Source organism: Okibacterium sp. AC114, from assembly GCF_979253355.1.
This window is the reverse complement of record NZ_CEEDBR010000001.1, coordinates 2,842,428-2,868,577: the sequence shown is the minus strand read 5'-3', so window position 1 is coordinate 2,868,577 and position 26,150 is coordinate 2,842,428. Positions and strand designations below refer to the sequence as shown.

Genomic DNA, 26,150 nt, shown 5'->3' with positions numbered 1-26,150 from the left:
AGCCGAGAACGCCATCCACCCACCGCGGTACCTCGCATACCACGAACGCAGTACGTGAAGTGTCTGCGGCTGCGGGACGCGCCATCGCCGCTAACCGGCGACTCTTGAGGAGTACCGAATCATGAACGGAGCCCTCTGATGCCCACCCCGATCCTGCAAGTCACTGACGTGCACAAATCCTACGGCCGCGGCCCCAACCGCTTCGACGCCCTCAAGGGCGTCAGCTTCGACATTCAGGAAGGCGAATCGGTCGCGATCATCGGCAAGAGCGGCTCAGGGAAATCGACCCTCATGCATGTGCTCGCGCTGCTCGACGCACCCGACACCGGCCGCATCCTTCTGGAAGGCGCCGACACCGAGAGCCTGCGCGGCGGCAAGCTGAACAAGACCCGCAACAAGACGTTCGGGTTCGTGTTCCAGCAGTTCTTCCTCACCGGCAACAACACTGTTCTCGAGAACGTCATCCTCCCTCTGAAGATCGCGGGCGTCGGTAGTGGCGAACGCAAGCGACGTGGCATCGCCGCGCTCGAGCAGCTCGACCTCGCCGACAAGGCCAAAAACAAGGCCGTCAACCTCTCCGGCGGCCAGAAGCAACGCGCCGTGATCGCACGGGCCTTGGTGAACAACCCGCGGATCATCTTCGCCGACGAACCCACCGGCAATCTCGACACCACCACCGGTGGCGTGGTGGAAGACATCCTCTTCACCCTCAACCGAGAGCACGGCATCACCCTCATCATCGTCACCCACGACGAGGACCTCGCAGCTCGCTGCGACCGCCGCATCGTCATCCGTGACGGTCAGATCATCGAAGACACCAACACGAAAGAAGCTGCGGCATGAAAACGACCGACCTGATCGGCACCGCCGTCGCCAACACCTTCCGTTCCAAGACCCGCACGATCCTCACGATCCTCGCAATCTTCGTCGGCGCGTTCACCCTCACCCTCACCAGCGGTCTCGGCACCGGCATCAACAACTACATCGACGACACCATCTCCGGCGTCGGTGCACCCGACGCGATGACCGTCACCAAAACCGACGAAAGCGCCACCGCGGGACCTCCCGGAGCATCCAGCGAACCCCGAGAGTATGACCCGGACGCCATCTCCGGCGGCTTCCCGGGCATGACCGTCATCACCCTCACTCCCGCCGACATCACCACCATCAAAAACACCGACGGTGTGCTCAGCGTCGACGCAATCCGCACCATCACCCCCGACTACATCCAGGCAGGTGATGGCACCAAGTTTGTCGCGACCATCGGCAGTCTCGTCCCCGGACAGAGCACCGTCCTGGCCGACGGCACCGAACCCGACCCCGATGCCACCACACTCCAGGTCGCTCTGCCCGTCGCCTACGTCGAGCCGCTCGGCTTCAGCAGCAACACCGACGCCATCGGCAGCACCGTCTCCCTCGCTATCACGGACGCCGAACGCACCCAGCACACCATCGACGCGGAAATCGTCGGCGTGACCGAGGCCGGTCTTGCCAGCCCCACCGGGTCCAGCATCCTTGTGAACACGGCCCTTAGCGACGCCCTGTTCAACGCCCAAACAACCGGGCTCCCCTCGGAGCAGGCTGACCGGTACGCGTCCGCGACCGTCTGGTTCAGCCCCGCCGCCACCGACGACGAGATCCAGGCGCTCAAGGACCGGCTCGCCGATGAGGGCTTCACCGGGAGTACGATCGCCGACCAGCTCGGCACGTTCACCGCTGTTGTGGACGGCATTGTCCTCGTCCTCAACGCGTTCGCGATCATCGCGCTCCTCGCCGCCGCATTCGGAATCGTGAACACCCTCTACATGTCCGTCCAGGAACGCACCCGCGAGATCGGGCTCATGAAAGCCATGGGCATGGGATCAGGGCGCATCTTCACCCTCTTCAGCCTCGAAGCCGCGTTCCTCGGATTCCTCGGCAGCGCCATCGGAGCTGGCATCGCCATCGTCGCCGGCACGGGCCTGAGCAGCATCCTCTCCGGAGGCCTGCTCTCAGACCTCCCAGGACTCACACTGATCGCGTTCGACCCCGTCGCGATCATCAGCATCATTGTCCTCGTCATGGTCATCGCGTTCCTCGCTGGCACCCTCCCCGCCGCACGTGCCGCGAAAGCAGACCCCGTCGAATCCCTCCGATACGAATAAGAACGCCGACCCATGCAACTGACCTCCCTCACCCACGTCAACACCACCACAGATGAGGCAGGCGGATCCCTGCTCTCCTTCACGGCGAACCACCCGTTTGTTCATAAGGCGGGACAGTTCGGCCTCTGGTTCTGTGGCGGCGCCTTGCGCCCCTTCAGCATTGCGTCCGCACCTCGCGACGAGTTCGTCCAGCTGGGAACCCACCTGCACAACGGATCCGCGATCAAACGCGGCCTCACCGCGCTCCGCCCCGGAGACCGCGCCCGCCTCCTCGCACCCTTCGGGAACGTGGCACCGCCGGACGACGGACGACCGATCGTGTTCGTCGCCCAGGGAATCGGCATCACCGTCGCCCGCTCCCTCCTCCGCGAACCCTCCACCCGAAGGCGCCACCTCATCCACGTCGGCCGTCCGTACTTCCAGGACGAACTCACCTCGCTCACCGACACCGCCAGCTACCCGTGGGACCGGGACACGTTCGCTACCGCCCTCAGTGTGAGTCTCAGCAATACTCCCGACGCTCATTGGGTCATCACCGGAAGCACCCCATTTGTCAAAACAACCGCTTCGACCCTGCGGGAATATGGGGTCCATGGTGACCATGTTCACACGGACGGATTTCTCGGCCTGCCCGACCAGAGCTAGGAACACCGGATGCGCACCATCGACCAGTACTCTGGGCTCGCGCGCAGAAACAGGGTCGCCATGAAGCACGCTTGTCATCGGACCAAGTGAATCGCAGGCGAGCACGCAAACGCGGACTTGATAAGCGTTGGCACAATCCGTACACCGGCTCGTACCCGGAGGGGTAGCTGCTGTCGGTCGGTATATCGAGGCTGGCTGCGCCATCGTCATTACAGACAAAACGGGCGGTTCGGGGGCTTCGATCTCCGGCAAGAGCGGGGGCTGATTGATGAAACGCTCATCGGTTCAAAGGCATGAATCCGGGTCTCGTGAGAAAAGAAGCACCCCTGCTGCCGCTTTTCGGAATCGGATTGATCCTCGCAGGGCACCTGCACGCCCGGCTAGCAAATCTATTGATAGCAATAGATGTCAGACGACACCGAATGAGATTTCCCCATTGATGATCTTCGGCCCGGTGACCTGTGTACGCCACCAATAGGTGGATAGCTACCTCGCTCCGAGTGGTTGGGGCCGAAGCCTGCATATGTAGGAATAGCCAAATCGTAGAGGGCGGGGAGGTTTAGGTGGGACCAACTTTTGTCTGTTCATCGCGTGTGCAGTTATGAGCTTGCGGCCTCGATGGCCAAGACGGCCCCCGGCTGGCCGCGCTTTACGGTCAGGCCCGGTAGGTCTCTGGGTGATAGCCGACCCGCTTGTCCAGGTGTCTCGCAACCTTTTTGTCTCGGGACCGATACTCAAAAAGGGGTTGCCTATCACGTGGCCGGCCTGCTGTATGAGCGCGAAGGCAAAGCAACGGTGCAGTCCTGGTTCCAGGGCATGAACCCGCAGCTGGACGACAATGCGCCGGCGCGTCTTCTGCGCGAGATCGTTTCGAAGCATCACGTTTATAAGATCTCTACAGTGCGGTATCCCACGAGAAACAACGCGCCCGGGGGATACCGGTAAATTGATCGCGCTCGTCGTGGTGGCGCAGTGGGTGAAGAGCGACGAGAAGTCGGCGAAACGCTACGACCGACGCGCCGAGCGGGATGGAGACGCGGAGCTCGTCGCGTACAACTCCCGGCTGCGGCGCCTCGGCGATGACGATCAGGGCTGAATAATCACGACCTTGCCGGAGCCGCTCTCGGCCACGGTGTGCGCCTCGACGATGTCGGCGAGGGGGAATTCGTGATCGACGCGCGGCGTGTAGAGGCCCTTCTCGCCGAGCGCGGCGGCGTATCGGAGGAGCGCCGAATCGTTGCGAGCGTCCACCTTGCGGAGGCCCAGTCGCGCAGCCCCCTGATCGTCGATGACCGTGACGACGCGCGACGGGTCCCCGACGATCGCGAGCAGATCCGGTAGCGAGTTCGACGGTGCGGAATGGAGCGCTGCGTGGACCCCGTCGGGTGCCAGCTGGCGCACCCGATCGGCGAGACCCGCTCCATAGGTGGTCGGGTGGATGCCGAGCGATTCGAGGTAAGCGTGGTTGCTCGGGCGACCCGTGCCGATGACGGTGGCGCCGGACGCGACAGCGAACGCGGCCGCGGCGCTGCCGACGGCACCAGAAGCGCCTTCGATGAGCAGGGTGCGCCCGTTCAGGTCTCCGAGGGTTTCGAGGGCCGCCGCCGCTGTCGCCGATGCGAGCCCGGCCGCCGCGGCCTGAGCCGCCGACCAGCCGCTCGGCACGTCGGCCCAGGCCGTGAGCACCGCGAATTCGCCCGTCGTGTCGCTGATCCCGCCGAGGCCGAAGACGCGGTCGCCGATGTGTGCGCCTGACACCCCCTGACCGACCTCGTCGATGATGCCGACGGCGTCGCGGCCGGGGATCGCGGGCAGGGTGAGAGGCAGGAACTGCTGCAGGTGGCCGGCGCGCAGGATGACGTCGATCGGGTTCACGCTGGTGGCCAGCACCCGGACACGAATGGAACCGTCACCCGCATGAGGTTCGGGCGCATCGTCGACGAGGAGAACGTCGGGGGAGCCGTACGTGTGAAAGCGCGCAGCAAGCATCGGATCAGACCTTTCGAGGGGGAGTGCAGCAAATGCTTGCTGTGGAAAGTAACGCTAACCCGGATTCCTTTCCGTGGCAAGTATCGGTATCGTGGTGTCGTGACCACCTCAGATCGCCTCTCGCCTCAGCAGGATCGCACCTGGTCGTTGTTCGTCGGCGTCATGATGTGGTTGCCCGCCGAACTCGATACGTATCTCGAACAGGCCGCGGATCTCAGTCATGCCGAGTTCGGCGTGCTTCGCTGCTTGGCTCTGGGGGAGGACCGTGAGATCCACATGAGCCGGTTGGCCGCCACGGCCAGTGTGACGCCGTCCCATCTGTCGAGAATCGTCGGGCGTCTCGAGAAACGAGAACTTCTCGCTCGAAGTGCCGATCCGACAGATGCGCGCAAGACGTTCGCGAGGCTTACGCCGGCGGGCGACCGGCTGCTGGCCGACGTCGAACCCGGATATGTGGCCGAGGTGCGTTCCCGGGTGTTCGACCTGCTCGGCGATCAGCAGCTGGATCAGCTCGAAGATCTCGCCGAAGCCATCCTGACGCCGCTGCGGGGAGAATGTGTCGACCTGTTGCCGCCTCGGTCGGCCCGCTGATTCCCTCCGCGACTTCGCTCACTGAGTTCGCCGGGCGGGGAGGGCTCGAAACAGCTTTGTTGACATAATAACCATTCTCGGCCTGGTGGCTTAGTGACAGGCGGGTTCCGTGCCCTCAATCGATGTTCAGATCGTGCCTGAACGGCTGGCTAACCTCGTAAACGCCCCAACCGTTCCCTGCTTGCATGTCCCCCATGTTGACACTCAATAAGAGATCTGCGTACTCTGTGTACGTTCACAGACTCTCAACGAGGAGTTGTCACTCCGTAATCTGTGCACGTTCACAGGACGCCGACGCGAGTCGGGGCGGAAGGATTCATGAGCACGCAGCATCCAGCATCAGGCGCACGGCCGGTGTTCTCGCACGACGGCATCGCGTTCGGCTGCGACTACAACCCCGAGCAGTGGGACCGATCGGTCTGGCGCGAAGACGTCGACCTGATGCGCGAGGCCGGCGTCGACCTCGTGGCCCTCAACATCTTCGGCTGGTCGCACATCGAACCGCGCCCGGGGGAGTACGACTTCGACGGGCTCGACGAGATTCTCGACCTGTTGCACGCCGCCGGCATCCGCGTGAACCTGGGCACGGGCACCGCCTCGGCCCCGCCGTGGTTGACCGCCCGGCACCCCGAGATCCTGCCGCAGGTCGAAGACGGCACCACACGCTTTCCGGGTGGACGCCAGGCGTGGTGCCCGTCATCCGCTGTGTTCCGCCGCTATGCGCTCGAGCTGGTCGAGAAGGTCGCCGAGCGCTATGGCCAGCACCCCGCCGTCGAGCTGTGGCACGTGTCGAACGAGCTCGGCTGCCACAACGCCCTCTGCTACGACGACGAAAGCGCCGAAGCGTTCCGCGGCTGGCTGCGCGCCCGCTACACAACGATCGAACGCCTCAACACCGCGTGGGGCACCTCGTTCTGGAGCCAGCAGTACAGCGACTTCGCCGAGATCCTGCCCCCGCGCCTGACGCTGTCGAGCCGCAACCCGAGCCAGGTCATCGACTTCCACCGCTTCTCGTCCGACGAACTGCTCGGTTATTACCGAGCCGAGCTCGAGGTGCTGCGCCGCCACAGCAGCGTGCCCGTCACGACCAACTTCATGGTCACCGCCCACATCCGCAACCTGGACTACTGGCAGTGGGCGCCCGAGATGGATGTCATCGCCAACGACCACTACCTCGACAACCGTCTCGCCGACCCCACCGCCGAGCTGTCGTTCGCCGCCGACCTGACCCGCGGCCTCGCACAGGGCGGACCCTGGGTGCTCATGGAACAGTCGACCGGCGCCGTCAATTGGCAGCCGCACAACCTGGCCAAGGCCCCCGGCGAGATGACCCGCAACTCGCTCACCCACGTGGCGAAGGGCGCCGACGCGGTGTGCTTCTTCCAGTGGCGGGCGTCGCTGCAGGGCTCGGAGAAGTTCCACTCGGCGCTGCTGCCCCACGCCGGAACCGACAGCGACCTGTGGCGCGAAGTGGTCGACCTCGGCCACACCCTCGACCGCCTCGACGAGATCACCGGCACGCGCGTGCAGGCCGACGTGGCCATGCTGTTCAGCTGGGAGAACTGGTGGGCCGCCGACGGCGAAAGCCGCCCGAGCCACGGCGTCGACTACCTCTCGCAGGTGCACGCCGCCCACGCCTCGCTGCGCCGCCTCGGCCACACCGTCGACCTGGTTCGCCCCGGCGCCGACCTCTCGGCCTACAAACTCGTCATCGTGCCGTCGCTCTACCTGGTTCGGGATGCCGAAGCCGAGGTCGTCTCGAACTACGTCGCCGCGGGCGGCCACGTCGTCCTCACGTTCTTCAGCGGAATCGTCGACGAGGAAGACCGGGTGCGCGCCGGCGGCTACCCGGGCGCGTTCCGCGAGCTGCTCGGCATCAACGTCGAAGAGTTCGCACCCGTTCTGCCGGGGCAGCGGCTGACGCTCGCCTCGGGGATGACCGCGACCGCCTGGTCCGAGCGCGTGCGAGCCCGCGGCGCCGAGGTTCTCGACACGTTCGCCGACGGGCCGTCAGCCGGAAGGCCCGCCCTCACGCGCAACGTCGTCGCCAGCAACAGCAGCAGCGACAGCGCAAACACCCCCGGCGTCGCCCGCTACCTCGCCACGAGCCTCGACCCCGACGCGCTCGACGCCGTGCTGCGCGACGCCGCGGCCGAAGCATCCGCCCGCCCCCAGGGGGACGAGCGCGAACCCGGGCTCGAGGTCATCCGCCGCGCCACCGCCGGCCACGCTGCAACCGCCAACACGGCCGCAGGCGACGCCCCGCGCAGCTACCTCTTCCTCATCAACCACTCGGCGCACGACGTCGAGACGCCGGCCCGGGGCCTCGACCTCGTCACCGGCGACACCGTCGACAACATCGCACGCGTGCCAGCCGGCGCCGTGCGCGTGATCAGAGAGGACCCCGCGCGATGAGCGTCAGTGTCGAAACAGCGGCGGTGAGCGCTCCCCGGCGCCGCGTGCGCCCGCCCAAACTGGTCGTGCAACACAAGAAGGCGATTGCGATCTTCATCGCACCCTTCGCCGTGCTGTTCGCCCTGTTCTACCTCGTGCCCATCGGCTATGCCGTCTACCAGTCGCTGCTCGTCATCCAGCGCGACGGCACCTTCGGCCAGGCGCGCGAGGTGTTCGGCGGGTTCGCGCAATACGTGCAGGTGTTCCAAAACGGACCCTTCTGGCAGTCCGTCGGCCGCGTGCTGCTGTTCGGCGCCGTGCAGGTGCCCGTCATGCTGGGCCTCGCCCTGCTGTTCGCGCTGCTGCTCGACTCGCCCATCCTGCGCGGCAAACGCTTCTTCCGCCTCGCGTTCTTCGTGCCCTACGCCGTGCCCGGCGTCATCGCGGCCATCATGTGGGGTTTCCTCTACTCGCCCAACCTGTCGCCCTTCACCGCGGTCACGCAGAACATCGACTTCCTGTCGGCCGACCTCGTGCTGTGGGCCATCGCCAACGTGGTCACGTGGGTGTTCGTGGGCTACAACATGCTCATCATCTACTCGTCGCTGCTCAGCATCCCGACCGAGATCTATGAGGCCGCCCGCCTCGACGGTGCCGGCCAGATGCGCATCGCCTGGTCGATCAAGATCCCGCTCGTGATGCCCGCCATCGTGCTCACCGCGATCTTCTCGATCATCGGAACGCTGCAGCTGCTCGCCGAACCGCAGGTGTTCCGCACCTTCAGCTCGGCCGTGTCGAGCACGTTCACCCCGAACCTCACGGTCTACACGACGTCGGCGATTCCCAACGTCAACCTCGCGGCCGCGTTCTCGGTCGTGCTGGCGCTGGCCACCTTCATCCTGTCGTTCGGTTTCCTCAAGTTCACGCAGCGAAAGGACGACAAATGAGCGCCATCCTGTCTTCCCCGGCCAACGGTTCGCCCGACTCGAATCAGGCGTCGGATGTCGCGCCCACCTCACGCATCCGTCGCGGCGGTCGCGGCCAGGCGGGTGGCGGTCACGGTCACCAGGGCCCCGCCGGCTCTGACACGACCCGGGCCCGCGGCCCCCGCGAGAGCCCCCTGTCGCGCGCCGGAGCCCTGATCGTGATGCTCGTCTTCACGCTCTACTTCCTCATTCCGATCTGGTGGCTGTTCATCGCCTCGACCAAGTCGGCGCCGCAGTTCGGCAACACGCCCGCCCTGTGGTTCGCGGACTTCAACCTGTTCGAGAACATCGGCCAGCTCATCGCCTACCGCGACGGCGTCTACCTGAAATGGATGCTGAACTCCGTGCTCTACGCGGGCCTCGGTGCCCTGCTCGGCACGCTGTTCGCGGCCATGTGCGGCTACGCGCTCGCCAAATACCGCTTCCCCGGCCGCGACGCCATCTTCAACGTCGTGCTCGGCGGAGTGCTCGTGCCCGCGACCGCCCTGGCGCTGCCGCTGTTCCTCATCTTCAGCCAGGTGGGGCTCACCAATACGTTCTGGTCGGTCTTCCTGCCGTCGCTCGTCAGCCCGTTCGGCGTGTACCTGACCCGCATCTTCGCGGCGTCGAGCGTGCCCGACGAGTTGCTCGAGGCATCCCGACTGGATGGTGCCGGCGAGATCCGCACCTTCTTCACCATCTCGGTGCGGCTCATGTTCCCGGCCCTCGTGACCGTGTTCCTGTTCCAGTTCGTGGCCATCTGGAACAACTTCTTCCTGCCGCTCATCATGCTGCGCGACGAGACCCTGTTCCCCGTGACGCTCGGGCTCTACGCCTGGAACTCGCAGGTGAACCAGATTCCCGAACTGCGCCTCTATGTGCTGGTCGGTGCGTTCCTCTCGATCATCCCGCTCGTCATCACCTTCCTGCTGCTGCAGCGGTTCTGGCGTTCGGGTCTCGGTGCCGGGTCGGTCAAGTAGCGCCCGCCCGCGGCATCCCCACTTCTTCACCCCCCCCCCGGCATCACCTTCACTTTCACTTTCACCTTCACCCAACAGATCCACGCACACCCACAGAAACGGAACAGCATGAACCTCAAGAGAACAGCGGTCGCCGCAGCGGTGCTTTCGGCCGTCGTTTTGAGCGGCTGCTCGTCGACCACCGGCAGTGAGGGCAGCGACGCTGCAGCCTGCACGCCGGCCGACGGAAAAGTCGAGCTCAGCTTCACCTCCTGGATTCCCGGCATCGAAGACGCCGTGGATGTCTGGAACAAGGCGAACCCCGACATCCAGGTCGCCGTGCAGACGGGCCCCAACGGCAACAGCGGCACCTACCAGAACTTCTTCAACCAGCTGAAGGCCGGCAACGCGCCCGACCTCGGCCAGATCGAATACGACGCGCTGCCCAACTTCCGCGTGCAGAACGGCCTCATGGACCTCGGCGCCTGCGAAGACGTGATGGCGTCGAAGGACAAATTCGTCGACTGGACCTGGGGTCAGGTCTCGCTCGGCGAAACCGACTCGGTCTACGCGATCCCGCAGGACTCGGGCCCCATGGCCATGTTCTACCGCGCCGACCTGTTCGAGCAGAACGGCATCGCCATCCCCACCACGTGGGAGGAATACAAGGAAGCCGCCAAGAAGGTGCGCGCCACCGGCAGCTACATCACCAACTTCTCGCAGGGCGACATCAACCAGTTCGCCGGATTCGTGTGGCAGGCCGGCGGCAGCTGGTTCCAGAACGACGGCACCGACTGGACCGTCGACCTGACCGACGACGCCTCCAAGAAGGTGGCCGACTACTGGCAGGAACTCATCGACGAAGACCTCGTCTCCACCGTTCCCGCCTGGACCACCGAATGGGACAACGCCTACAACACGGGCGCCGCCTGGAGCTGGAACTCCGCCGTCTGGGGCGCCAACTCCATCGCCTCGGGTGCACCCGACACCGCGGGCAAGTGGTCTGTCGCTCAGGCCCCTCAGTGGGAAGCCGGCGACAAGGCTGCCGGCAACTGGGGCGGCTCGTCGACGGCCGTCTTCACGGGCTCGGAGCACCCCTACGAGGCCGCGAAGTTCGCGCTCTGGCTCAACACCTCTGAAGAGGCCCTCACCATGCTGAACGAGTCGGCGAACATCTACCCCGCCACCAAGGACGGCCTCAACCTGCCGATCCTGAAGGAAGGCGTCGAGTTCTACGGCAACCAGCCGATCTACGATGTGTTTGCCGACGCCTCCGCCGAGGTCTCGAAGGACTTCGCCTGGGGTCCGACCATGACGCAGACCTACAACGACGTGTCGGATGGCTTCAAGTCCGCCGTCTCGGGCGACGGAACCCTGTTCAACGCACTCAAGAAGGGCCAGTCGGCGACCGTCGACGCGCTGAAGGCCCAGTCCATCCCCGTCAAGGAGTAGTTGCACCGTGATTCACCACCTTCGCGCCGCGGGCGTCAGCCTGATCGTCGATGCCCGCGGCGCGAAGGTGCCCTCGATTCTGCACTGGGGGGCGGATGTCGGCGAGCTCGACTCCTCTGCCCTCGACAGCCTGGCCGGGGCCCTGGTTGCCGCCGTGCCGCCCTCGTCGATCGACGAGCCGCCTCGCCTGAGCCTCGTGCCCACCCTGTTCGACGGCTGGAGCGGGCGGCCGGGGCTCGAGGTTCACCGGGTCGGCGGGCTTGCAGGCCCCGGAGCTTCTGAGGCTTCCGCGCGCTCCGCGCCCTCTGTGTCGCGGCCGCTCGCGTTGCGCCTCGTCGCGACCGATGACTCGGTCGCTGATGCCGCTGCTAGCACTGCCGACGCTGACGCTGATGCCGCTACTTCTGCTGGCGCGCCGAACTCGCTTTCTTCACAAACCCTCGTCTTCACGCTCGCGGATGCCGCAGCCGACGTCACCGTGACGGTCACGCTCGAGCTCACCCCCGAGGGCGTCCTGCGCCTGCGCCACCGCGTACGGAACGACGCATCCTCACCTCTTGCCGTCGACAGCGTCGCCGCAGCCCTGCCGCTGCCCGACCGCGCCCGAGAACTCCTCGACTTCACGGGCCTCTGGACCCACGAACGCACCCCGCAGCGCCACACCCTCGGCCAGGGCATCTGGAGCCGCGAACACCGCCACGGCCGCCCGGGCCACGACGACGCGTTCCTCTTCGCGGCCGGCACCCCGGGCTTCACGTTCCGCACGGGCGAGGTCTGGGCCACCCACCTGGCGTGGAGCGGCGACAAGGTGCTGTGGGCCGAACGCTCGCCGCTCGGGGCATCCGTCTCGGGCAGCGGCGAACTGCTCGCACCCGGCGACATCGTGCTCGCGGATGGTGAGCAGTACGAGTCCCCGTGGACCGTCGCCGTCTACTCGGCCGCCGGTCTCGACGGTGTGTCGGCCCGCCTGCACCCCTGGATCCGCTCGTGGAGCAGCATCCGCCGCCCCCGCCCCGTCGTCTTGAACACGTGGGAGGCCGTCTACTTCGACCACGACCTGCCCACCCTGCTGACCCTCGTCGACCAGGCCGCGCGCGTGGGCGTGGAACGTTTCGTGCTCGACGACGGCTGGTTCGAGGGGCGCACCGACGACCGCCGGGCCCTCGGCGACTGGTTCGTCGACGCCGCGCGCTGGCCCGACGGGCTGTCCCCGCTCATCGACGCCGTGCGCGCGCAGGGCATGGACTTCGGTCTGTGGGTGGAGCCCGAAATGGTGAACCACGACTCGGATGTCGCGCGCAAACATCCCGACTGGATTCTCGGTCACGCGGATGCCCCGACCTGGCGTTTCCAGCGCGTGCTCGACCTGTCGAACCCCGAGGCCTTCGCCTACATTCTGGGCCGCCTCGACGCGCTGCTCGGCGAATACGACATCGCGTTCCTCAAGTGGGACCACAACCGCGACCTGCTCGGCGGCTCGGCCCACCGGCAGACCGCCGCGTTCTACCGCCTGCTCGACGCCGTGCGCGCGGCCCACCCGCACGTCGAGATCGAGTCGTGCGCGTCGGGCGGTGCGCGCATCGACCTGGGCGTGCTCGAACGCGTCGAACGCGTGTGGACGAGCGACACCAACGACCCGCTCGAGCGCCAGGCCATCCAGCGTTACACCTCGCTCGTCATCCCGCCCGAATACCTCGGCGGGCACCTGGGGGCGGCGCAATCGCACACCACCTGGCGCACCTCGGACCTGGAGTTCCGGCTGGTCACGGCCCTCTTCGGCAGCGCCGGCATCGAGTGGAACCTGAACGAGGCCTCACCCGCCGAGCTCGACACCATCGCCGCCTGGATCGACACCTACAAGCGCCTGCGCGGGCTGCTGCACACGGGCGCCGTCGTGCGATCGGATGCCTCAGACCCCGCGTTGCACGCCCACGGCGTCGTCTCCCGCGACCAGACGTCCGCGCTCTTCGCCCACGTCTCCCTGGCCGCCCCGCGCACCGCGGTGCCGTCGCCGCTCCGCCTGCCGGGCCTCGACCCCGACCGCCTCTACCGCGTGCGCCCGCTCACGCTCGGGGCCGCTCCGCGCGCCATCCAGGATGCCCCGCCCGCCTGGATCGCGGCCGGCGAAACCGTGCTCTCGGGCCGTATCCTCGCCGAAATCGGCCTGGCCGTGCCGCTCCTCGCGCCCGAACAGGCGCAACTCTTCACGGCCGACGCGGTCTAACGCGCTCTAGTGCATACCGCTCGGGGAGAGGTACCCATCGCGAGCATGCCTCGCGTTCGATAGCGTTATCTCGCCAAGAACATCCGAATTACCCGAGGGGGACCCCATGAGGGAACGACGCACCAAGACCACCGCACTCATCGCCGGCTTCGCTATCGCCGGCTTCCTGCTGTCCGGCTGTGCCGGCGGCCAGAGCAAGGCCGACGCGTGCAAGGAGCTCGAGAGCGGCATTCAGCAGCTGCAGACCGAGCTGACCGAGAGCTCCTCGAGCCTCGCCACCGACCCCGCCGCCGCGTCCGACGCGATCAGCGAGCTGGCCGACACCTTCAGCGACAACGCCGAGAAGGTCACCAACGACGAGGTCAAGCCGACCGCCGACAAGGCAGAGAAGGCCATCTCGGCCATGTCTGACGAGTTCGAGAAGTACGCCGACGACCCGACCTCGGCCGACGTCAACGCTCTGACCGAGAGCGCCACCGACGTGCAGACCACCTTCACCGACCTCGGCAAGGTCTGCAACTAAGTCTCACCACGCAGCACAAAAGGGGGGTCGCCTACGGGCGACCCCCCTTTCGCATGCCACGGGCACCTGCGCAAATGACGCGTCAGCGGACGAGGCGGACCTCGGTGATCTCCTCGCCCAGGAAGGGCTGCGTCTGGCGGGCGCCGTCGGGCGTGAAGCCGTTGCGGGCGTAGAAGCGGTGCGCGCGGGGGTTGTCCTCGGCCACCCAGAGGAACGCGGGCTGCTCGCCGAGCACGGCGTCGAAGAGCTGCTGGCCGATGCCCGTGCCGTGGAAGGCGTGCAGCACATAGGTGAAGTACAGCTCGGAGCGGTCGGTGATCTCGGGGTCGCGGCTGGGGCCCGAACCCGAGAAGCCGACGATCACGCCGTCGACGAGGGCGGCGTAGAGGCAGCGGCCGTCGCCGAGCGACGAGTAGTGCGTCCACAGCTCGGCCATGCGGCGCGGTGAGACGGCCCGCAGCGCTTCGTCGCTGATCAGGTGGTCATAGGTTTCGTGCCAGCAGGTGGCGTGCACACGCCCGAGTGATTCGGCGTCGACGTCGCGAACCGGGCGAACAACAGCATCGATGGTGGTGTTCATAGTCGGGAGACTACCCCCGGCTGTGCGGACCCTCAAAATCGCGGATGCCCCGGCCGAAATCATCCGGTCGGGGCATCGCGTCGTGCGGGGTGACGAGTGGTCTACTCGTTGACGAGGACGATCTCGTCGAGTGCCTTGCGCTCGCGGGGGGCAACCTCGCGTTCGCGCAGCTTGTCCTCGAGCGTGTCGGGGCTGGCCACGTGGCCGATGGCCGACACGGTCAGGATCTGGTGGTTGGGCCCCAGGTCGAATGCCTCGGCCAGCTCATCCTTCTTGAAGCCGCCCATCTGGTGCACGTGCAGGCCGTCGTGGTGGGCCTGGATGCTGAGGTGCGCCATGGACTGGCCCAGGTCGTAGATGGCCCAGGGCAGCGGTTTGCCGTCGGCGTCGGTGACCTCGGCGACGGCCACGATGAGCGCGCCCGCGTTGCCGGCCCACGCCTTGTTGAAGCCCATGAGGCTCGCGGCGATGGTGTCGAAGGTGTCGGAGCCGCGGCGGCCGATGATGAAACGCCAGGGCTGCGTGTTGGCGGCGCTCGGCGACCAGCGAGCGGCCTCGAGGGCGGCGGTGAGCGTCTGCTCGTCGATGGTGGCGGTGGCGTCGAAGGCGCGCGGGCTCCAGCGGTCCGAGAGGACGTCGAGAATGGGAACGCTCGTGTCAGCGGTGCGGGCAGAGGTGGTGATGTCGGTCATCCGTGCTCTTTCGTCGTGGTTCTGGGGAGGTGTGTCTGAGCGTCGCCGTTGACAACGTATGTAAACGCATGGATGCGGCGACTATTCCGGATGCGGGGCGAGAGGCTCTCGGCATCCGGCGCCCGTCTGTTGGACTACTCGTTGTCGGGCTACTCGGACTTCTGCGTGAGGATGTGGAACGGCACCGTCAGCGGGAAGCGGTAGACCTCGCCGCGCGACGAGCGCACGCCGCCCAGGATGAGGGCGACGAGGTTGACGACGTTCCACACGACGATGAGGAGGACAGTGAAGAGCGGGGGTGAGACGAAACCGCCGCCGCCGAAGGTCGCGAGCACGAGGAAGTGCGCGACGAACGCCACGATCTGGCCGAGCAGGTAGGTGATCTGCCAATTCATGGCGTTGCGGGCGTTGCCGGCCGAGAGGGGGCCGCGGTGGCGCACGGTCGACCAGACGATGAGCGTGGCGATGATCGAGAAGAACGGCGAGAGGTAGAAGAAGCCGAAGAGCGAGACCAGGCCGATGAGCCAGACGAGCTGACCGCCGGACTTGTCGGCGCCGCGGTCGGGGCCGCCGTAGTTGGGGGCGCCGAAAGCGGGCTGGCCGTAGCCCGGCTGGCCGTAAGGCTGCTGTCCGTAGCCGGGCTGACCGTAGCCGTGCTGACCGTATTCGGGCTGGCCATAGCCGTTCTGGCCATAACCGGGCTGCCCGAAAACGGGCGGGGCGTAGGAAGGCTGACCGAAGCCCGACTGGTCATAAGCAGGCTGGTCGTAGGCAGGCTGGTCGTGGCCCCCGTAGGCGCCCGACTGCCCCTCGGCGGAATCCTGCGACGGGTTCTGCTCGGCGAACGGCACGGGCGGGCCGTACGGTGACGGCGACTGGGACTCCGGCTGGGACTGCGGCTGGCCGTACGGCGACGGCTGCTGCGTCTCGTGCCCGGGGTGCTGGGCGGGCGTCGGCTGGTCGGCGGGGGTTCCGTCGGGGTTCGTCATGCGAGGCATCCTCACTGTCATCGTCGAAGGCGGTGGCTGTCTATCGAGTATCCGTCCATCCTGTCAGAGCCGTCGATGGGGAGTTCTTTCGCTAGCGGGCGGCCCGGGTGGCGGCTACGATCGCTTCGATGCGGGCGGGTGTCGACTCCTCCTGCAGGCTCGTGGTGTCGCCGAGCGGCCGGCCGTCGCTGATGTCTCCCAGCAACCGGCGCATGATCTTGCCCGAGCGGGTCTTCGGCAGGTCGGGCACGATCACGACATCCCGCGGTTTGGCGATGGGCCCGATGGCCTGCGCCACATACGCCCGCAGCACCTCGCGCAGTGCGTCGGCCTGTTGCACCCAATAGGTGTCGTCGGCGCCCGAGGCATCCTGGGGCAGCGACGACGGGATGACATAGGCCGCGATCGCCTGCCCCGTGATTGGGTCGCTCACCCCCACCACACCGGCTTCGCCGACGGCCGGATGCGCGACGAGCGCCGATTCGATCTCGATGGTCGACAGGCGGTGTCCCGAAACGTTGATGACGTCGTCGACGCGGCCGAGCACCCAGATGTCGCCGTCCGCATCCCATTTGGCGCCGTCGCCCGAGAAGAAGTAGCCCTGCTTCCAGTACTTCGCCCAGTAGGAGTCGCGGTAGCGTTCGGGGTTGCCCCAGACGGTGCGCGCGAGGCCGGGCCCCGGGCGGTCGACGACGAGGTAGCCGCCCGAACCGTAGGGCACGCGCTCGCCGTCCTCGTCCACGATGAGCGTCGAGATGCCGGGCAGCGCGCGGTTGGCCGAACCGGGTTTCAGGGTCGAGACACCCGGCAGCGGCGCCATGGTCGCGGCCCCCGTCTCGGACTGCCACCACGTATCAACGATGGGCGCCTCGCCGCGGCCGATACGGGTGTGGAACCACATCCAGGCCTCGGGGTTGATGGCCTCGCCCACGGTGCCGAGAATGCGGATGCTCGACAGGTCGAACTCGGCCGGCGGCCCGTCGGGGAACCACGTGCTGAGTGTGCGGATGAGCGTGGGCGCTGTGTAATAGGTGGTCACGCCGTAACGCTCGATGATCTCGAAGTGGCGCGTGCGGCTCGGGGTGTTGGGCGTGCCCTCATAGATCACCTGCGTGAGGCCGTTCGAGAGCGGGCCATAGATCTCGTAGGTATGCGCCGTGACCCACGCGAGGTCGGCCGTGCACCAGTGCACATCGTCGGGTTTGGCGTCGAAGATGGCCCAGTGGGTGAAGGAAGCCTGGGTGAGATAGCCGCCCGAGGTGTGCACGAGGCCCTTGGGTTTTCCCGTGGTGCCCGAGGTGTAGATGATGAACAGCGGCGTCTCGGCGTCGAAGTAGTCGGGGTCGTGCACCTCGCTCGCGGCGTCGACGGTGTCGTGCCACCAGACGTCCCGGCCATCGGTCCAGGGGATATCGTCGCCCGTGCGTTTGACGACGAGTACATGTTCGATGCTCTCGACGCCCGCGACGGCCTGGTCGGCGTTGTCCTTGACGGCCACGGCCTTGCCCCGGCGGAACTGGCCGTCGGTCGTGATGAGCAGCTTGGCGCGCGTGTCCTCCACGCGGAACCGCAGGGCCTCGGCCGAGAACCCGCCGAACACGAGCGAGTGGATGGCGCCGATGCGGGCCACGGCGAGCGTCGCGATGATGGTCTCGAGAATGACGGGCAGGTAGATGACCACGCGGTCGCCCACGCCGATGCCGAGGTCGGTGAGCGCGTTGGCGGCCTTCGAGACCTCGCGCTGCAACTCGGCATAGGTGAGGCTGCGTCGGTCGCCGGGCTCGCCTTCGAAGTGCACGGCCACCTTGTCGCCCAGGCCGTTCTGCACGTGCCGGTCGACGCAGTTGACGGCAACGTTGAGTCGCCCGCCCGCGAACCAGGTGGTTTCGGGCACCGAGAGGGCGCCGGATGCGTCGGGCGCGGCGGGTTTCCAGGTGTGCACGCTCTGCCACGGGGTGTGCCAGTCGAGCCGCGCGGCCTGTTCGGCCCAGAACGCGTCGGGGTCGGCATCCGCTCGTGCCCACCAGGAGGCGTCGACGTTGGCGCTCGCCGCGATGGCCGCGGGGGCGGGGTAGGCGCGCGTCTCGTCGAGCAGGTTCGCGATCGTCGGGTGCGTGGCGTCGGCGGTCGTCGCGGTGTTCGGGCGGCCCGGCGCGCTCGAGTCAGGCGTGGCGTCGGCGGATGCGGGGGCGAGGTCGTCGGGCATGCTTCCAGGTTATGCGGGCGCGGAGTGCGGTGTGCGGCCGAGTGAAACGCTCGTTCACACGACGGGGGTAGTGTGGCCCGATGGCTACTCTCGGCACTGCCCTCGACACCGCCGATTGGCGTTTCCGCATCTTCGAGCTCTACGCCGACGTGCGACGCGTCGCGGCGACAGACCCGGCGGCCGCGCACCGCAACTGGCGTGACCGGCGCGACGAGCTCTTCGCCACGCATCCGGCCTCACCTCTGCTGCCCGAAGATGCCGAGACGTTCTCGGGTCTACCCGTCGCCGACTACGACGCGTCGTGGCGTTTCGAGGTGGATGTTGCACCCGTCGACGAGGGCCGTGACATCGCCGTCCCCACGGGCACCGACGGCGTCGTCGGCTTCACGCTCATCGGCGCGGCCGAGCTGCCGGGCGACCGCGGTTCGCTCGCCGTCTGGAAGCACGCGGGCTACGGCGGCGGCCTCTTCGTCCCCGTCAAAGACCGCCTCGCCGGTGCCGATGGTGGCACCTACGGCGGCGGCCGCTACCTGCTCGACACCATCAAGGGCGCGCACCTCGGCGCATCCTGGGCCTCGGATGCCGCAACGCCCGACAACGGCGCGGGTGCGGGTCGCCTCGTGCTCGACCTCAACTTCGCCTACAACCCGTCCTGTGCGTACGACCCCGCCTGGGCCTGCCCGCTCGCGCAGCAAGAGAACACGCTGCCCGTCGAGGTGCCGGTCGGCGAGACGTACCCGGTTTCGCGCGCGCACTGACGCGGCGTCCGCCCGTTGGTCTCGTTCCCACGGAACGACCTCGGTCTCTTGCGTCCCGGCTGTCCGTCGTTTATCGTAAACAAACGGCCCAGTCGGTTTCCGTTTGGGAACCACTGATGGGGGCCCAGATCGACACCCTCGGGGGAGGATGTCGGCTCGGGGGCGTCGGCGCGCATCTCTGCATGATGCACGCCGACGCCCGGCCGACCGATCATGCACGTCTGCGCGCCGGGGCTCGCCGCTGATCCTCAGATCGAGGGCGGGGCCCCGTCTCCGTGCACGAGCCGCGGGACGGCGAGCAGGTGGTCGCGGCTGTCGGGGCAGCCGATGGCGGCGAAGATGATGTCCCACATGTTGGTGATGCGGTTGTCGAGGCGGGCCCAGTCGTCGAAGACGGCCGACACCATCTGGGTGCCCGTGAACGATTCGACGACGAAGCGCGCGATGCTGTCGACCTCGATGCGGGGTGACACGTCGCCTTCGGCGATGGCCTTGCGCAGGTGTTCGGCGCTCTGCGCGATCCAGAACTCGTAGGGCGCGCGAGCGTGCTCGGGAAAGTAGCCGGCCGATTCGGTGCTGAGCCGGATGCCGGCCTGAACGATCGGCAGCGTGCGCAGCTGCTGGGCGAACGTGTGGGTGAGTCGCACGAGGCCCTCGGCACCCGGCATGTAGTCGCTCAGCAGGCGGGCGCCGGCGTCGACGCACAGTTGGTGCTGCTGCAGGATGAGTTCGAGCGCCAGGGCATGCTTCGACTCGAAGTGGAAGTAGAGGGCCCCCTGTGTGACGCCCGCCTCGGTGATGATCTCGCTGAGTTTGGCGCTGGCATAGCTCGATCGGGCGAACACCACGCCGGCGGCTTCGACGATCGCTTGTCGCGTCGCGCGAGCGCGTTCCTGTTTGGGCATGGGGTCCTCCGGCCTATCGGGGACAGGATACCTCCGGGGGCTATGAAGGGTGACCCCCTTGTGACGGGCCCTTCCCAGGTTGGCGGGATGCTGCACGTCAGGTTCGCACCTGCGCAACGGGGCGGCTGCGCAAATCTCCCGGACAGACCTGTTTTCGCTCGAACCGGTAACCCATCCCGGGGTGGCCCGGATTGGGGATACTGGAGAGGCGGGTTCCGGCGCTATCGGCGCGTCCTGCGCGCGGGCCGCGACGAGCCCACGGTCCGGGCGCGCCCGTCCTGGCGCCCGCCCTGGAGCCCGACTTGACGCCCGACTTGACGCCCGGCCTGACGCCCGAACAGGCGCTAGAGGGCCTCGCCCGGAATGGGGTGACCGACGAGGTGCGACGCGGGCGCGACACCGGCAGCCGGCGCGGCAGCCAAGGCTGCGCAGATCGCCTCGACGAAGCTGTCGATGTCGGCCTCGGTGGTGTCGAAGGCGCACATCCACCGCACCTCGCCCGTCGCCGCATCCCAGTCGTAGAAGCGGAAGGACTCACGCAGGGTGTCGGCGACACCGGGGGGCAGAACGGCGAAGACGGCGTTGGCCTCGGTCGGCTGGCTGAAGCCGAGACCGGGGGCCTGCCCGGCCGCGATGCGTTCTTCGAGCGCGGAACGCAGGCGCACGGCCATGGCGTTGGCGTGGCTGGCCGAGCGGTGCCAGAGGTCGCCCTCGAGCAGTGCGATCAGCTGCGCCGACAGGAAGCGCATCTTCGAGGCGAGCTGCATGTTGAGCTTGCGCAGGTAGACGAGACCCTGCGTGGCGGCCGGGTTGAGTGACACGACGGCCTCGCCGAACATGAGGCCGTTCTTGGTGCCGCCGAACGAGAGCACGTCGACCCCCGCGTCGGTCGTGAAGGCGCGGAACGGCAGGCCGAGGGCCGCGGCCGCGTTGGACAGCCGGGCGCCGTCGAGGTGCAGCGACATGCCGTGGGCATGGGCGTGGTCGGCGATGGCGCGGATCTCGTCGGGCGTGTAGAGCGTGCCGAGCTCGGTGCTCTGCGTGATGGAAACGACGAGCGGCTGCGCGCGGTGCTCGTCGCCCCAGCCCCAGGCCTCGCGGTCGATCAGCTCGGGTGTGAGCTTGCCGTCGGGGGAGGGCACGCCCAAGATCTTGATGCCGCCGACGCGCTCGGGCGCCCCACCCTCGTCGACGTTGATGTGGGCCGTGGTGGCGGCGATGACGGCACCCCAGCGCGGCAGCATCGACTGGATGCCGACCACGTTGGCGCCCGTGCCGTTGAACACGGGGAACACCTCGGCCTGCTCGCCGAAGTGGCCGCGGAAGATCTCGGTCAGGCGCTCGCTGTACTGGTCGCCGCCGTAGGCAACCTGGTGCCCGCCGTTGGCCCGGGCGATGGCCTCGATGACCTCGGGGTGCACCCCCGCGTAGTTGTCACTGGCGAAGTTGCGGACATCGGAATCATGCAGTGGAAGGCTCACACCCCTAATCTCGCACAGAGCGGCCGCCCCGCGCATCCTGGCCGAAAACTGTGGATGAACGGGGCGGCCGCTGCCTGGGGAGAACGAACGCGTCAGCCGCGCAACGCCTCACCGAGCTTCACGCGCGCCCCCGTGCGCAGAAGCGAGTTGCTGTACATCTTCGAGCCGAGCAGGAGCACGACGACCGTGGTCACGGCGAGGATCGCGAGCGAGAGCAGCGGCTCCCACCACTCCGCCGTTCCGAGGAACAGACGCACCGGCATACCGACGGGCGCCGAGAAGGGGATGTAGGACATGATCGCCAACACGGTCGGGTTGTCGTTGAAGAAGATGACCGCGAAGTAGGGCAGCATGACGAGCATCGTGACGGGCATGGTCGTCGATCCGACATCTTCTTGGCGCGAGACCAGGGCGGCCGTCGCGGCGAAGAGCGCGGCAAGCAGCACGAAGCCGATGACGAAGAAGATCACGAACCACACGATGGGGGCGCCGAGACCGGTCAGCAGATCGCTCTGCCCGGTCACCGTCAAGCCCACGATGGCGATCACCGCTATGAGCGCGATCTGGGCGAAGGCGAGGATGCTGTTGCCGAGCACCTTGCCGGCCAGCAACGCGCGCACCGGGATGGCCGACATGAGGATCTCGACCACGCGGGTCTGCTTCTCTTCCACCACGCTCTGCGCGATGGTCGAACCGAACGTCATGGCCGACGAGAAGAAGACGAGGCCGAACGCGATGGCGACGAGATAGCCGAGGAATCCGGCATCCGCGCCCTGGTCGAGCAGTACGACCTTGGGCGACGTACTCAGCGCCTGCACGACCGACGTCGGTGCCGAATCGGTGGCCACGACCTCGAAGAGCAGCGGCGAGTCACCGGAACGGTCGGGCAGGATGGCGGCCTCGACGTCGCCGTCGCGCACGAGCTTCTCGGCGGCCTGCTCGTCGTCGACCACGGTCACGTCGAACGATTTCGCGGCGGCGGCCGGGATGACCTCGCTCGTGGCATCGACGACCGCCACCTTCGTGGTCTCGCTGCCGGCCGAGTTGGCCGAGAACCCAGCGAACAGGATGGAACCCAGGATGATCACGAGCAGCAGGGCCGACGAGATGAGGAACGCCTTGCTGCGCAGGCGGGCGCGGATCTCGCGCTCGGAGACGAGCCACACGCTCGACGCGAAACCGGGGGCCTGCGGGGCGGCGGGCCGAGCCGATGCGGGGCTCGACGCGGATGATGTGCCGCGCGAGGACGGCGACGACGGGGAGGGCGAGGTGCGGGTGCTCATCGGATGACCTCTCGGAAGATGTGGGCGAGCGACGGGCGCTGCGGGTGGAAGGTGGTGACGGCGCCGGCCTCGACCGCGCGTCGCAGCACGAGCTGCGCGGTTTCGTCGGTGTCGGCGTCGAAGAGTGCGTAGCCGCCGTCGAATTCGACGACGTCGACGCCCGGCAGGCCGCGGATCCAGCCGATGTCTGTGCCGGCCTGCAGCTCGAAGCGGCGCGTGGCGTGCTTCTCGCGCAGCGCCTCGCGCGACCCCGAGGCGCGGATCTCGCCGTTGGCGATGATGACGAGGTCGTCACAGAGGCGTTCGACGATATCGAGTTGGTGCGAGGAGAAGAGCACGGGCACGCCGGCATCCGCTCGCTCTTTGAGCACACCGACGACGACGTCGACGGCCAGCGGGTCGAGGCCCGAGAACGGCTCATCGAGCACGAGCAGATCGGGTTGGTGCACGAGGGCCGCAGCGATCTGGGCGCGCTGCTGGTTGCCGAGCGACAGCGATTCGAGCGTGTCGTTGGCGCGCTCCTCAAGGCCGAGCGACTCGAGCAGTTCTCGCGTGTTCTGCGTGGCGCGCGACGACGAGAAGCCGTGCAGGCGGGCCAGGTAGACGAGCTGCTCCTCGACCTTCATCTTGGGGTAGAGGCCGCGTTCTTCGGGCATGTAGCCGAAGCGGTGGCGGTCACCGGCCGTGAGCGATTTGCCGTCTTTCGTGACGGTGCCGCCGTCGGCCGACAGAACGCCGAGGATGATGCGCATGGTCGTGGTCTTGCCGGCACCGTTGCCGCCGACGAAACCGGTCATGCGGCCGGGCTGCACCGTGAACGACACGTCGTGCAACACCTGCCGGTCGCCGTATGAGCGGGTGATGTTCTCTAGCTGAAGCACGCTGGCTCCTCCGATTCTCTGCGTGATTACAAGCTAGAGCGGGGGAGAGGTCGCGGGCATCAGCCGCGGGGCGGGTTCTCGCGTCTCCGCCTGGCGGGGGAGGGCGCGGAATCCGAGGCTCAGGCGTCGGAGACGGCGTAGCCGCTGCGGAACGCCCACACGATGGCCTGGATGCGGTCCCGCACGCCCAGCTTGGCGAAAATGCTCGACACATGGGTTTTGACCGTGGCCTCGCCGACGTAAAGCTTCGAGGCGATCTCCTGGTTCGAGAGGCCATCGGCGAGCAGCGCGAAGACGTCGCGCTCGCGCTCGGTGAGCAGGGCGTAAGCCGCGCGCTCGGCGTCGTTCGGGCCGCTGTGTGTCGCGGGGACGGCGTCGTGACCACGGGGCTGGTCGGGCAGGGCACCCGGCGCGGCGCTGAGGCCCGACGTGGCGGGCGACGACGGCTGCGACATCCGCCCGGCCGTCGCACCGAAGCGGGCGATCACGCGTTTCGTCACGGTGGGCGACAGCAGCGCCTCGCCGCTCGCGACCACCCGCACGGCCTCGATCAGTTGCTCGGGCGACGAGTTCTTCAGCAGGAACCCGCTCGCGCCCGCCGCCAGTGCCTCGAAGAGGTAGTCGTCGCGGTCGAAGGTCGTGAGAATCAGGACGGCAGCGCCGATCGACGGGTCGCCCGTGATCGCGCGCGTGGCGTCGAGCCCGTTCATGCCGGGCATCTGCACGTCCATGCAGATGACGTCGGGCGCGAGGGATGCCGCGGCCACGATCGCCTCGGCCCCCGAACCCGCCTCGCCGACCACCTCGATACCGGGCTGGGCGCCGAGGATGATGCGGAAGCCCGCGCGCAGCAGCTCCTGGTCGTCGACCAGCAACACCCGGATCGCCCCGGTCGGGCCAGCGTCACCAGCGTCACCCGCGCCACCCGCGCCTGCGCCTGCGCCTGCGTGCGTGCTGCCATACGTCGAATCGGTCATGCCGACGCCATCCGTTCGTGAGAGTCGTTCGGGCCCGTGAGCCGCTCGTCGAGAGAAACGGGGATGCGCGCCCGCACGAGGTAACCGCCGCGGGGCCGAGGCCCCAATTCGAGCGTTCCTCCGGTTGCACGCACGCGTTCCTGCATGCCCACGTGCCCGAGCCCCGTGCCCGTGCGGGCACCCCGCCGCCTCGACGGCGAAGCCACGGCGAGCGAGCCACTGTTGGTGATCTCGATCTCCACGGCGTCGTCGAGGTAGCGCAGCCGCACATCGGCCCGAGTATCCGGCCCGCCGTACTTGCGGGCGTTCGTCAGGCCCTCCTGCACGACCCGATACAGGGTCAGCGACACCAACTTCGGCAGAGGCCGCGGTTGGCCGATCGTCTCGAAGCGCGTCGGCACACCCGCCTGGGTCGAGGCCTCACACAACGCGGGCAACCGGTCGACGCTCACGGTCGAGGCGGCGTCGACGTCGGTTTCGGCCGCACTCTCGGCCTCGGCGTCGGGCTCCCGCAGCGTGCCGAGAATGCCGCGCAACTCGTCGATCGCCGACCGGGCGTTGTCCTCCACGACCCCCAGAGCAGCTCGAGCGGCCACCGGATCGAGGTCCAGCACGGTGCGAGCCGCCCCCGCCTGCACGCCCATCACCGACACGTGGTGCGCCACCACATCGTGCAGTTCGCGCGCAATGCGCAGACGCTCGAGCGATACGGCCTGACGAGCCGAGCGGATGCGCTCACGATCGAGTAGCGCCGTGCGGTGTTCGAGCACGGCACGTTCCTTCGCGCCATCCCACGCCCGATTGCCGAAGTACCAGGCCGCGCCGAAGTAGAGGATGTTCGTGAGGATCTGGATGAGCAGGTAGGCCACGAGCGGCGAGAAGAGCCCGGCGCGCGAGAAACCCGGCATGGCGTCGGGGTCGGTGGTGGCCAGGAACATCGAGATCAGCAGCCACACGAGCATGACGAACACGATCACGATGCGCACGACGAACGCGCGGCGGCGGTCCGACGTCCAGGCGCCCACCGAGTAGAGCGACAGGAACAGGGCGATGTTGCAGAAGAGCAGCTCGCTGACGTGCAGCTGTCCGATCACGATGAACGCGGCCGAGAGGACGAGCGCGACCGAGGCGGGCCACACGCGCCGGAGCGCGAGCGGCAGGGTGATCAGCGCCAGGGTCAGGATGCTGATGCCGAGGTCGGCGGGATCGTCATAGAACCCGGCGACCGTGTAGAGCATGAGGCTCAGAATGGAGCCGACGAAGAGGCCAGCGGCGAGGACCAGGTCGGTGCGGCGCTCGCCGAGGGTGGGAGCCGGGCGGGTCCATCCCGGTTCGTCGGGGTCGAGGAAGGCGGCGCCGGTCATGCTTCTAACGTAGCCGCCGCCCGGCCGCGGGGCCTCCGTCGCCCGAGGGAGGCTCACGAATTCGGCGGACACCTCCCCCGCGAGATCAGCGATCGCGAGACGGGCAACTTTCCGTGCCAGACGGCCGGGCGGTTCTCGAGGGCCGGCG

24 protein-coding genes are annotated in these 26,150 nt (G+C 67.6%); 13 read left to right on the top strand and 11 right to left on the bottom strand.

The features are described 5' to 3' along the window. Positions 1–138 precede the first annotated feature (138 nt). The 5 genes from ACZ6IE_RS13305 (at position 139) to ACZ6IE_RS13285 (ending at position 3,885) form a co-directional block, all read left to right on the top strand. Positions 139–843 (top strand): ABC transporter ATP-binding protein, encoded by a 705-nt coding sequence (locus ACZ6IE_RS13305; RefSeq protein WP_464608347.1) that lies wholly within the window; start codon positions 139–141, stop codon positions 841–843. Continuing rightward, positions 840–2,144, top strand: a complete 1,305-nt coding sequence (locus tag ACZ6IE_RS13300; protein WP_464608346.1) for an ABC transporter permease — start codon at positions 840–842, stop codon at positions 2,142–2,144. The genes ACZ6IE_RS13305 and ACZ6IE_RS13300 overlap by 4 nt, the downstream gene beginning before the upstream one ends. A gap of 12 nt (positions 2,145–2,156) precedes the next feature. Then, entirely contained in the window at positions 2,157–2,789 is a 633-nt protein-coding gene (locus tag ACZ6IE_RS13295) for an FAD-dependent oxidoreductase (protein ID WP_464608345.1), read from the top strand. A 756-nt stretch (positions 2,790–3,545) separates the two neighbouring features. After that, positions 3,546–3,734 carry a hypothetical protein gene (locus ACZ6IE_RS13290; RefSeq protein ID WP_464608344.1) on the top strand — a complete coding sequence of 63 codons (189 nt, stop codon included), beginning with the start codon at positions 3,546–3,548 and terminating at the stop codon, positions 3,732–3,734. Between the two features lies 1 nt (position 3,735). Continuing rightward, entirely contained in the window at positions 3,736–3,885 is a 150-nt protein-coding gene (locus ACZ6IE_RS13285) for a hypothetical protein (RefSeq protein WP_464608343.1), read from the top strand. Here the strand turns inward: ACZ6IE_RS13285 and ACZ6IE_RS13280 are convergent. Beyond that, positions 3,876–4,778 (bottom strand): NADP-dependent oxidoreductase, encoded by a 903-nt coding sequence (locus ACZ6IE_RS13280; protein ID WP_464608342.1) that lies wholly within the window; start codon positions 4,776–4,778, stop codon positions 3,876–3,878. The genes ACZ6IE_RS13285 and ACZ6IE_RS13280 overlap by 10 nt on opposite strands. Here ACZ6IE_RS13280 and ACZ6IE_RS13275 point away from each other — a divergent pair. The 7 genes from ACZ6IE_RS13275 (at position 4,707) to ACZ6IE_RS13245 (ending at position 13,886) form a co-directional block, all read left to right on the top strand. After that, entirely contained in the window at positions 4,707–5,369 is a 663-nt protein-coding gene (locus ACZ6IE_RS13275; RefSeq protein WP_464608341.1) for a MarR family winged helix-turn-helix transcriptional regulator, read from the top strand. The two genes, ACZ6IE_RS13280 and ACZ6IE_RS13275, sit on opposite strands and share 72 nt — an antisense overlap. A 318-nt stretch (positions 5,370–5,687) precedes the next feature. After that, a complete protein-coding gene (locus ACZ6IE_RS13270; protein ID WP_464608340.1) occupies positions 5,688–7,784 on the top strand; it encodes a beta-galactosidase in 2,097 nt (698 codons plus the stop codon). Beyond that, positions 7,781–8,710: a carbohydrate ABC transporter permease gene (locus ACZ6IE_RS13265; protein ID WP_079728730.1), complete on the top strand. Its 930-nt coding sequence runs from the start codon at positions 7,781–7,783 to the stop codon at positions 8,708–8,710. The genes ACZ6IE_RS13270 and ACZ6IE_RS13265 overlap by 4 nt, the downstream gene beginning before the upstream one ends. 200 nt (positions 8,711–8,910) lie before the next feature. Continuing rightward, positions 8,911–9,708 carry a carbohydrate ABC transporter permease gene (locus ACZ6IE_RS13260; protein WP_407668769.1) on the top strand — a complete coding sequence of 266 codons (798 nt, stop codon included), beginning with the start codon at positions 8,911–8,913 and terminating at the stop codon, positions 9,706–9,708. Positions 9,709–9,816: 108 nt separating this feature from the next. Further along, entirely contained in the window at positions 9,817–11,139 is a 1,323-nt protein-coding gene (locus ACZ6IE_RS13255) for an ABC transporter substrate-binding protein (RefSeq protein WP_464608339.1), read from the top strand. 7 nt (positions 11,140–11,146) lie between these two features. After that, entirely contained in the window at positions 11,147–13,363 is a 2,217-nt protein-coding gene (locus tag ACZ6IE_RS13250; protein ID WP_464608338.1) for an alpha-galactosidase, read from the top strand. Positions 13,364–13,469: 106 nt separating this feature from the next. Continuing rightward, complete coding sequence (locus ACZ6IE_RS13245; RefSeq protein ID WP_077054780.1) at positions 13,470–13,886, top strand: hypothetical protein; 417 nt, start codon at positions 13,470–13,472, stop codon at positions 13,884–13,886. Positions 13,887–13,968: 82 nt separating this feature from the next. Here the strand turns inward: ACZ6IE_RS13245 and ACZ6IE_RS13240 are convergent, their stop codons facing one another. The 4 genes from ACZ6IE_RS13240 to acs all read right to left on the bottom strand — a co-directional run bounded on the left by ACZ6IE_RS13240 (position 13,969) and on the right by acs (position 18,353). Continuing rightward, entirely contained in the window at positions 13,969–14,466 is a 498-nt protein-coding gene (locus tag ACZ6IE_RS13240) for an N-acetyltransferase family protein (RefSeq protein ID WP_464608337.1), read from the bottom strand. A 101-nt stretch (positions 14,467–14,567) separates the two neighbouring features. Next, the gene (locus ACZ6IE_RS13235) at positions 14,568–15,158 is read right to left on the bottom strand and encodes a nitroreductase family protein (protein ID WP_464608336.1); all 591 of its coding nucleotides are present in this window, start codon (positions 15,156–15,158) and stop codon (positions 14,568–14,570) included. 149 nt (positions 15,159–15,307) lie between these two features. Beyond that, positions 15,308–16,147, bottom strand: a complete 840-nt coding sequence (locus ACZ6IE_RS13230) for a DUF4870 domain-containing protein (RefSeq protein WP_464608335.1) — start codon at positions 16,145–16,147, stop codon at positions 15,308–15,310. Positions 16,148–16,238: 91 nt separating this feature from the next. Continuing rightward, positions 16,239–18,353: an acetate--CoA ligase gene (acs, locus tag ACZ6IE_RS13225; RefSeq protein ID WP_464608334.1), complete on the bottom strand. Its 2,115-nt coding sequence runs from the start codon at positions 18,351–18,353 to the stop codon at positions 16,239–16,241. Between the two features lie 80 nt (positions 18,354–18,433). Between acs and ACZ6IE_RS13220 the strand changes: the two genes are divergently transcribed. After that, a complete protein-coding gene (locus ACZ6IE_RS13220; protein WP_464608333.1) occupies positions 18,434–19,111 on the top strand; it encodes a DUF1684 domain-containing protein in 678 nt (225 codons plus the stop codon). A 248-nt stretch (positions 19,112–19,359) separates the two neighbouring features. Here the strand turns inward: ACZ6IE_RS13220 and ACZ6IE_RS13215 are convergent, their stop codons facing one another. From ACZ6IE_RS13215 to ACZ6IE_RS13190, 6 genes are all read right to left on the bottom strand, one after another. After that, positions 19,360–20,016, bottom strand: coding sequence for a ScbR family autoregulator-binding transcription factor (locus tag ACZ6IE_RS13215; RefSeq protein ID WP_464608332.1), 657 nt, complete (start codon positions 20,014–20,016; stop codon positions 19,360–19,362). A 344-nt stretch (positions 20,017–20,360) separates the two neighbouring features. Beyond that, positions 20,361–21,497, bottom strand: coding sequence for a threonine aldolase family protein (locus tag ACZ6IE_RS13210; RefSeq protein ID WP_238592189.1), 1,137 nt, complete (start codon positions 21,495–21,497; stop codon positions 20,361–20,363). Between the two features lie 92 nt (positions 21,498–21,589). Next, entirely contained in the window at positions 21,590–22,780 is a 1,191-nt protein-coding gene (locus ACZ6IE_RS13205; protein ID WP_464608331.1) for an ABC transporter permease, read from the bottom strand. Then, positions 22,777–23,661 (bottom strand): ABC transporter ATP-binding protein, encoded by an 885-nt coding sequence (locus ACZ6IE_RS13200; RefSeq protein ID WP_464608330.1) that lies wholly within the window; start codon positions 23,659–23,661, stop codon positions 22,777–22,779. Before ACZ6IE_RS13200 ends, ACZ6IE_RS13205 begins: the two co-directional genes overlap by 4 nt. Before the next feature lie 119 nt (positions 23,662–23,780). Next, a complete protein-coding gene (locus ACZ6IE_RS13195; protein WP_464608329.1) occupies positions 23,781–24,638 on the bottom strand; it encodes a response regulator in 858 nt (285 codons plus the stop codon). Then, positions 24,635–26,002 (bottom strand): sensor histidine kinase, encoded by a 1,368-nt coding sequence (locus tag ACZ6IE_RS13190; protein ID WP_464608328.1) that lies wholly within the window; start codon positions 26,000–26,002, stop codon positions 24,635–24,637. Before ACZ6IE_RS13190 ends, ACZ6IE_RS13195 begins: the two co-directional genes overlap by 4 nt. Positions 26,003–26,150: the final 148 nt, after the last annotated feature.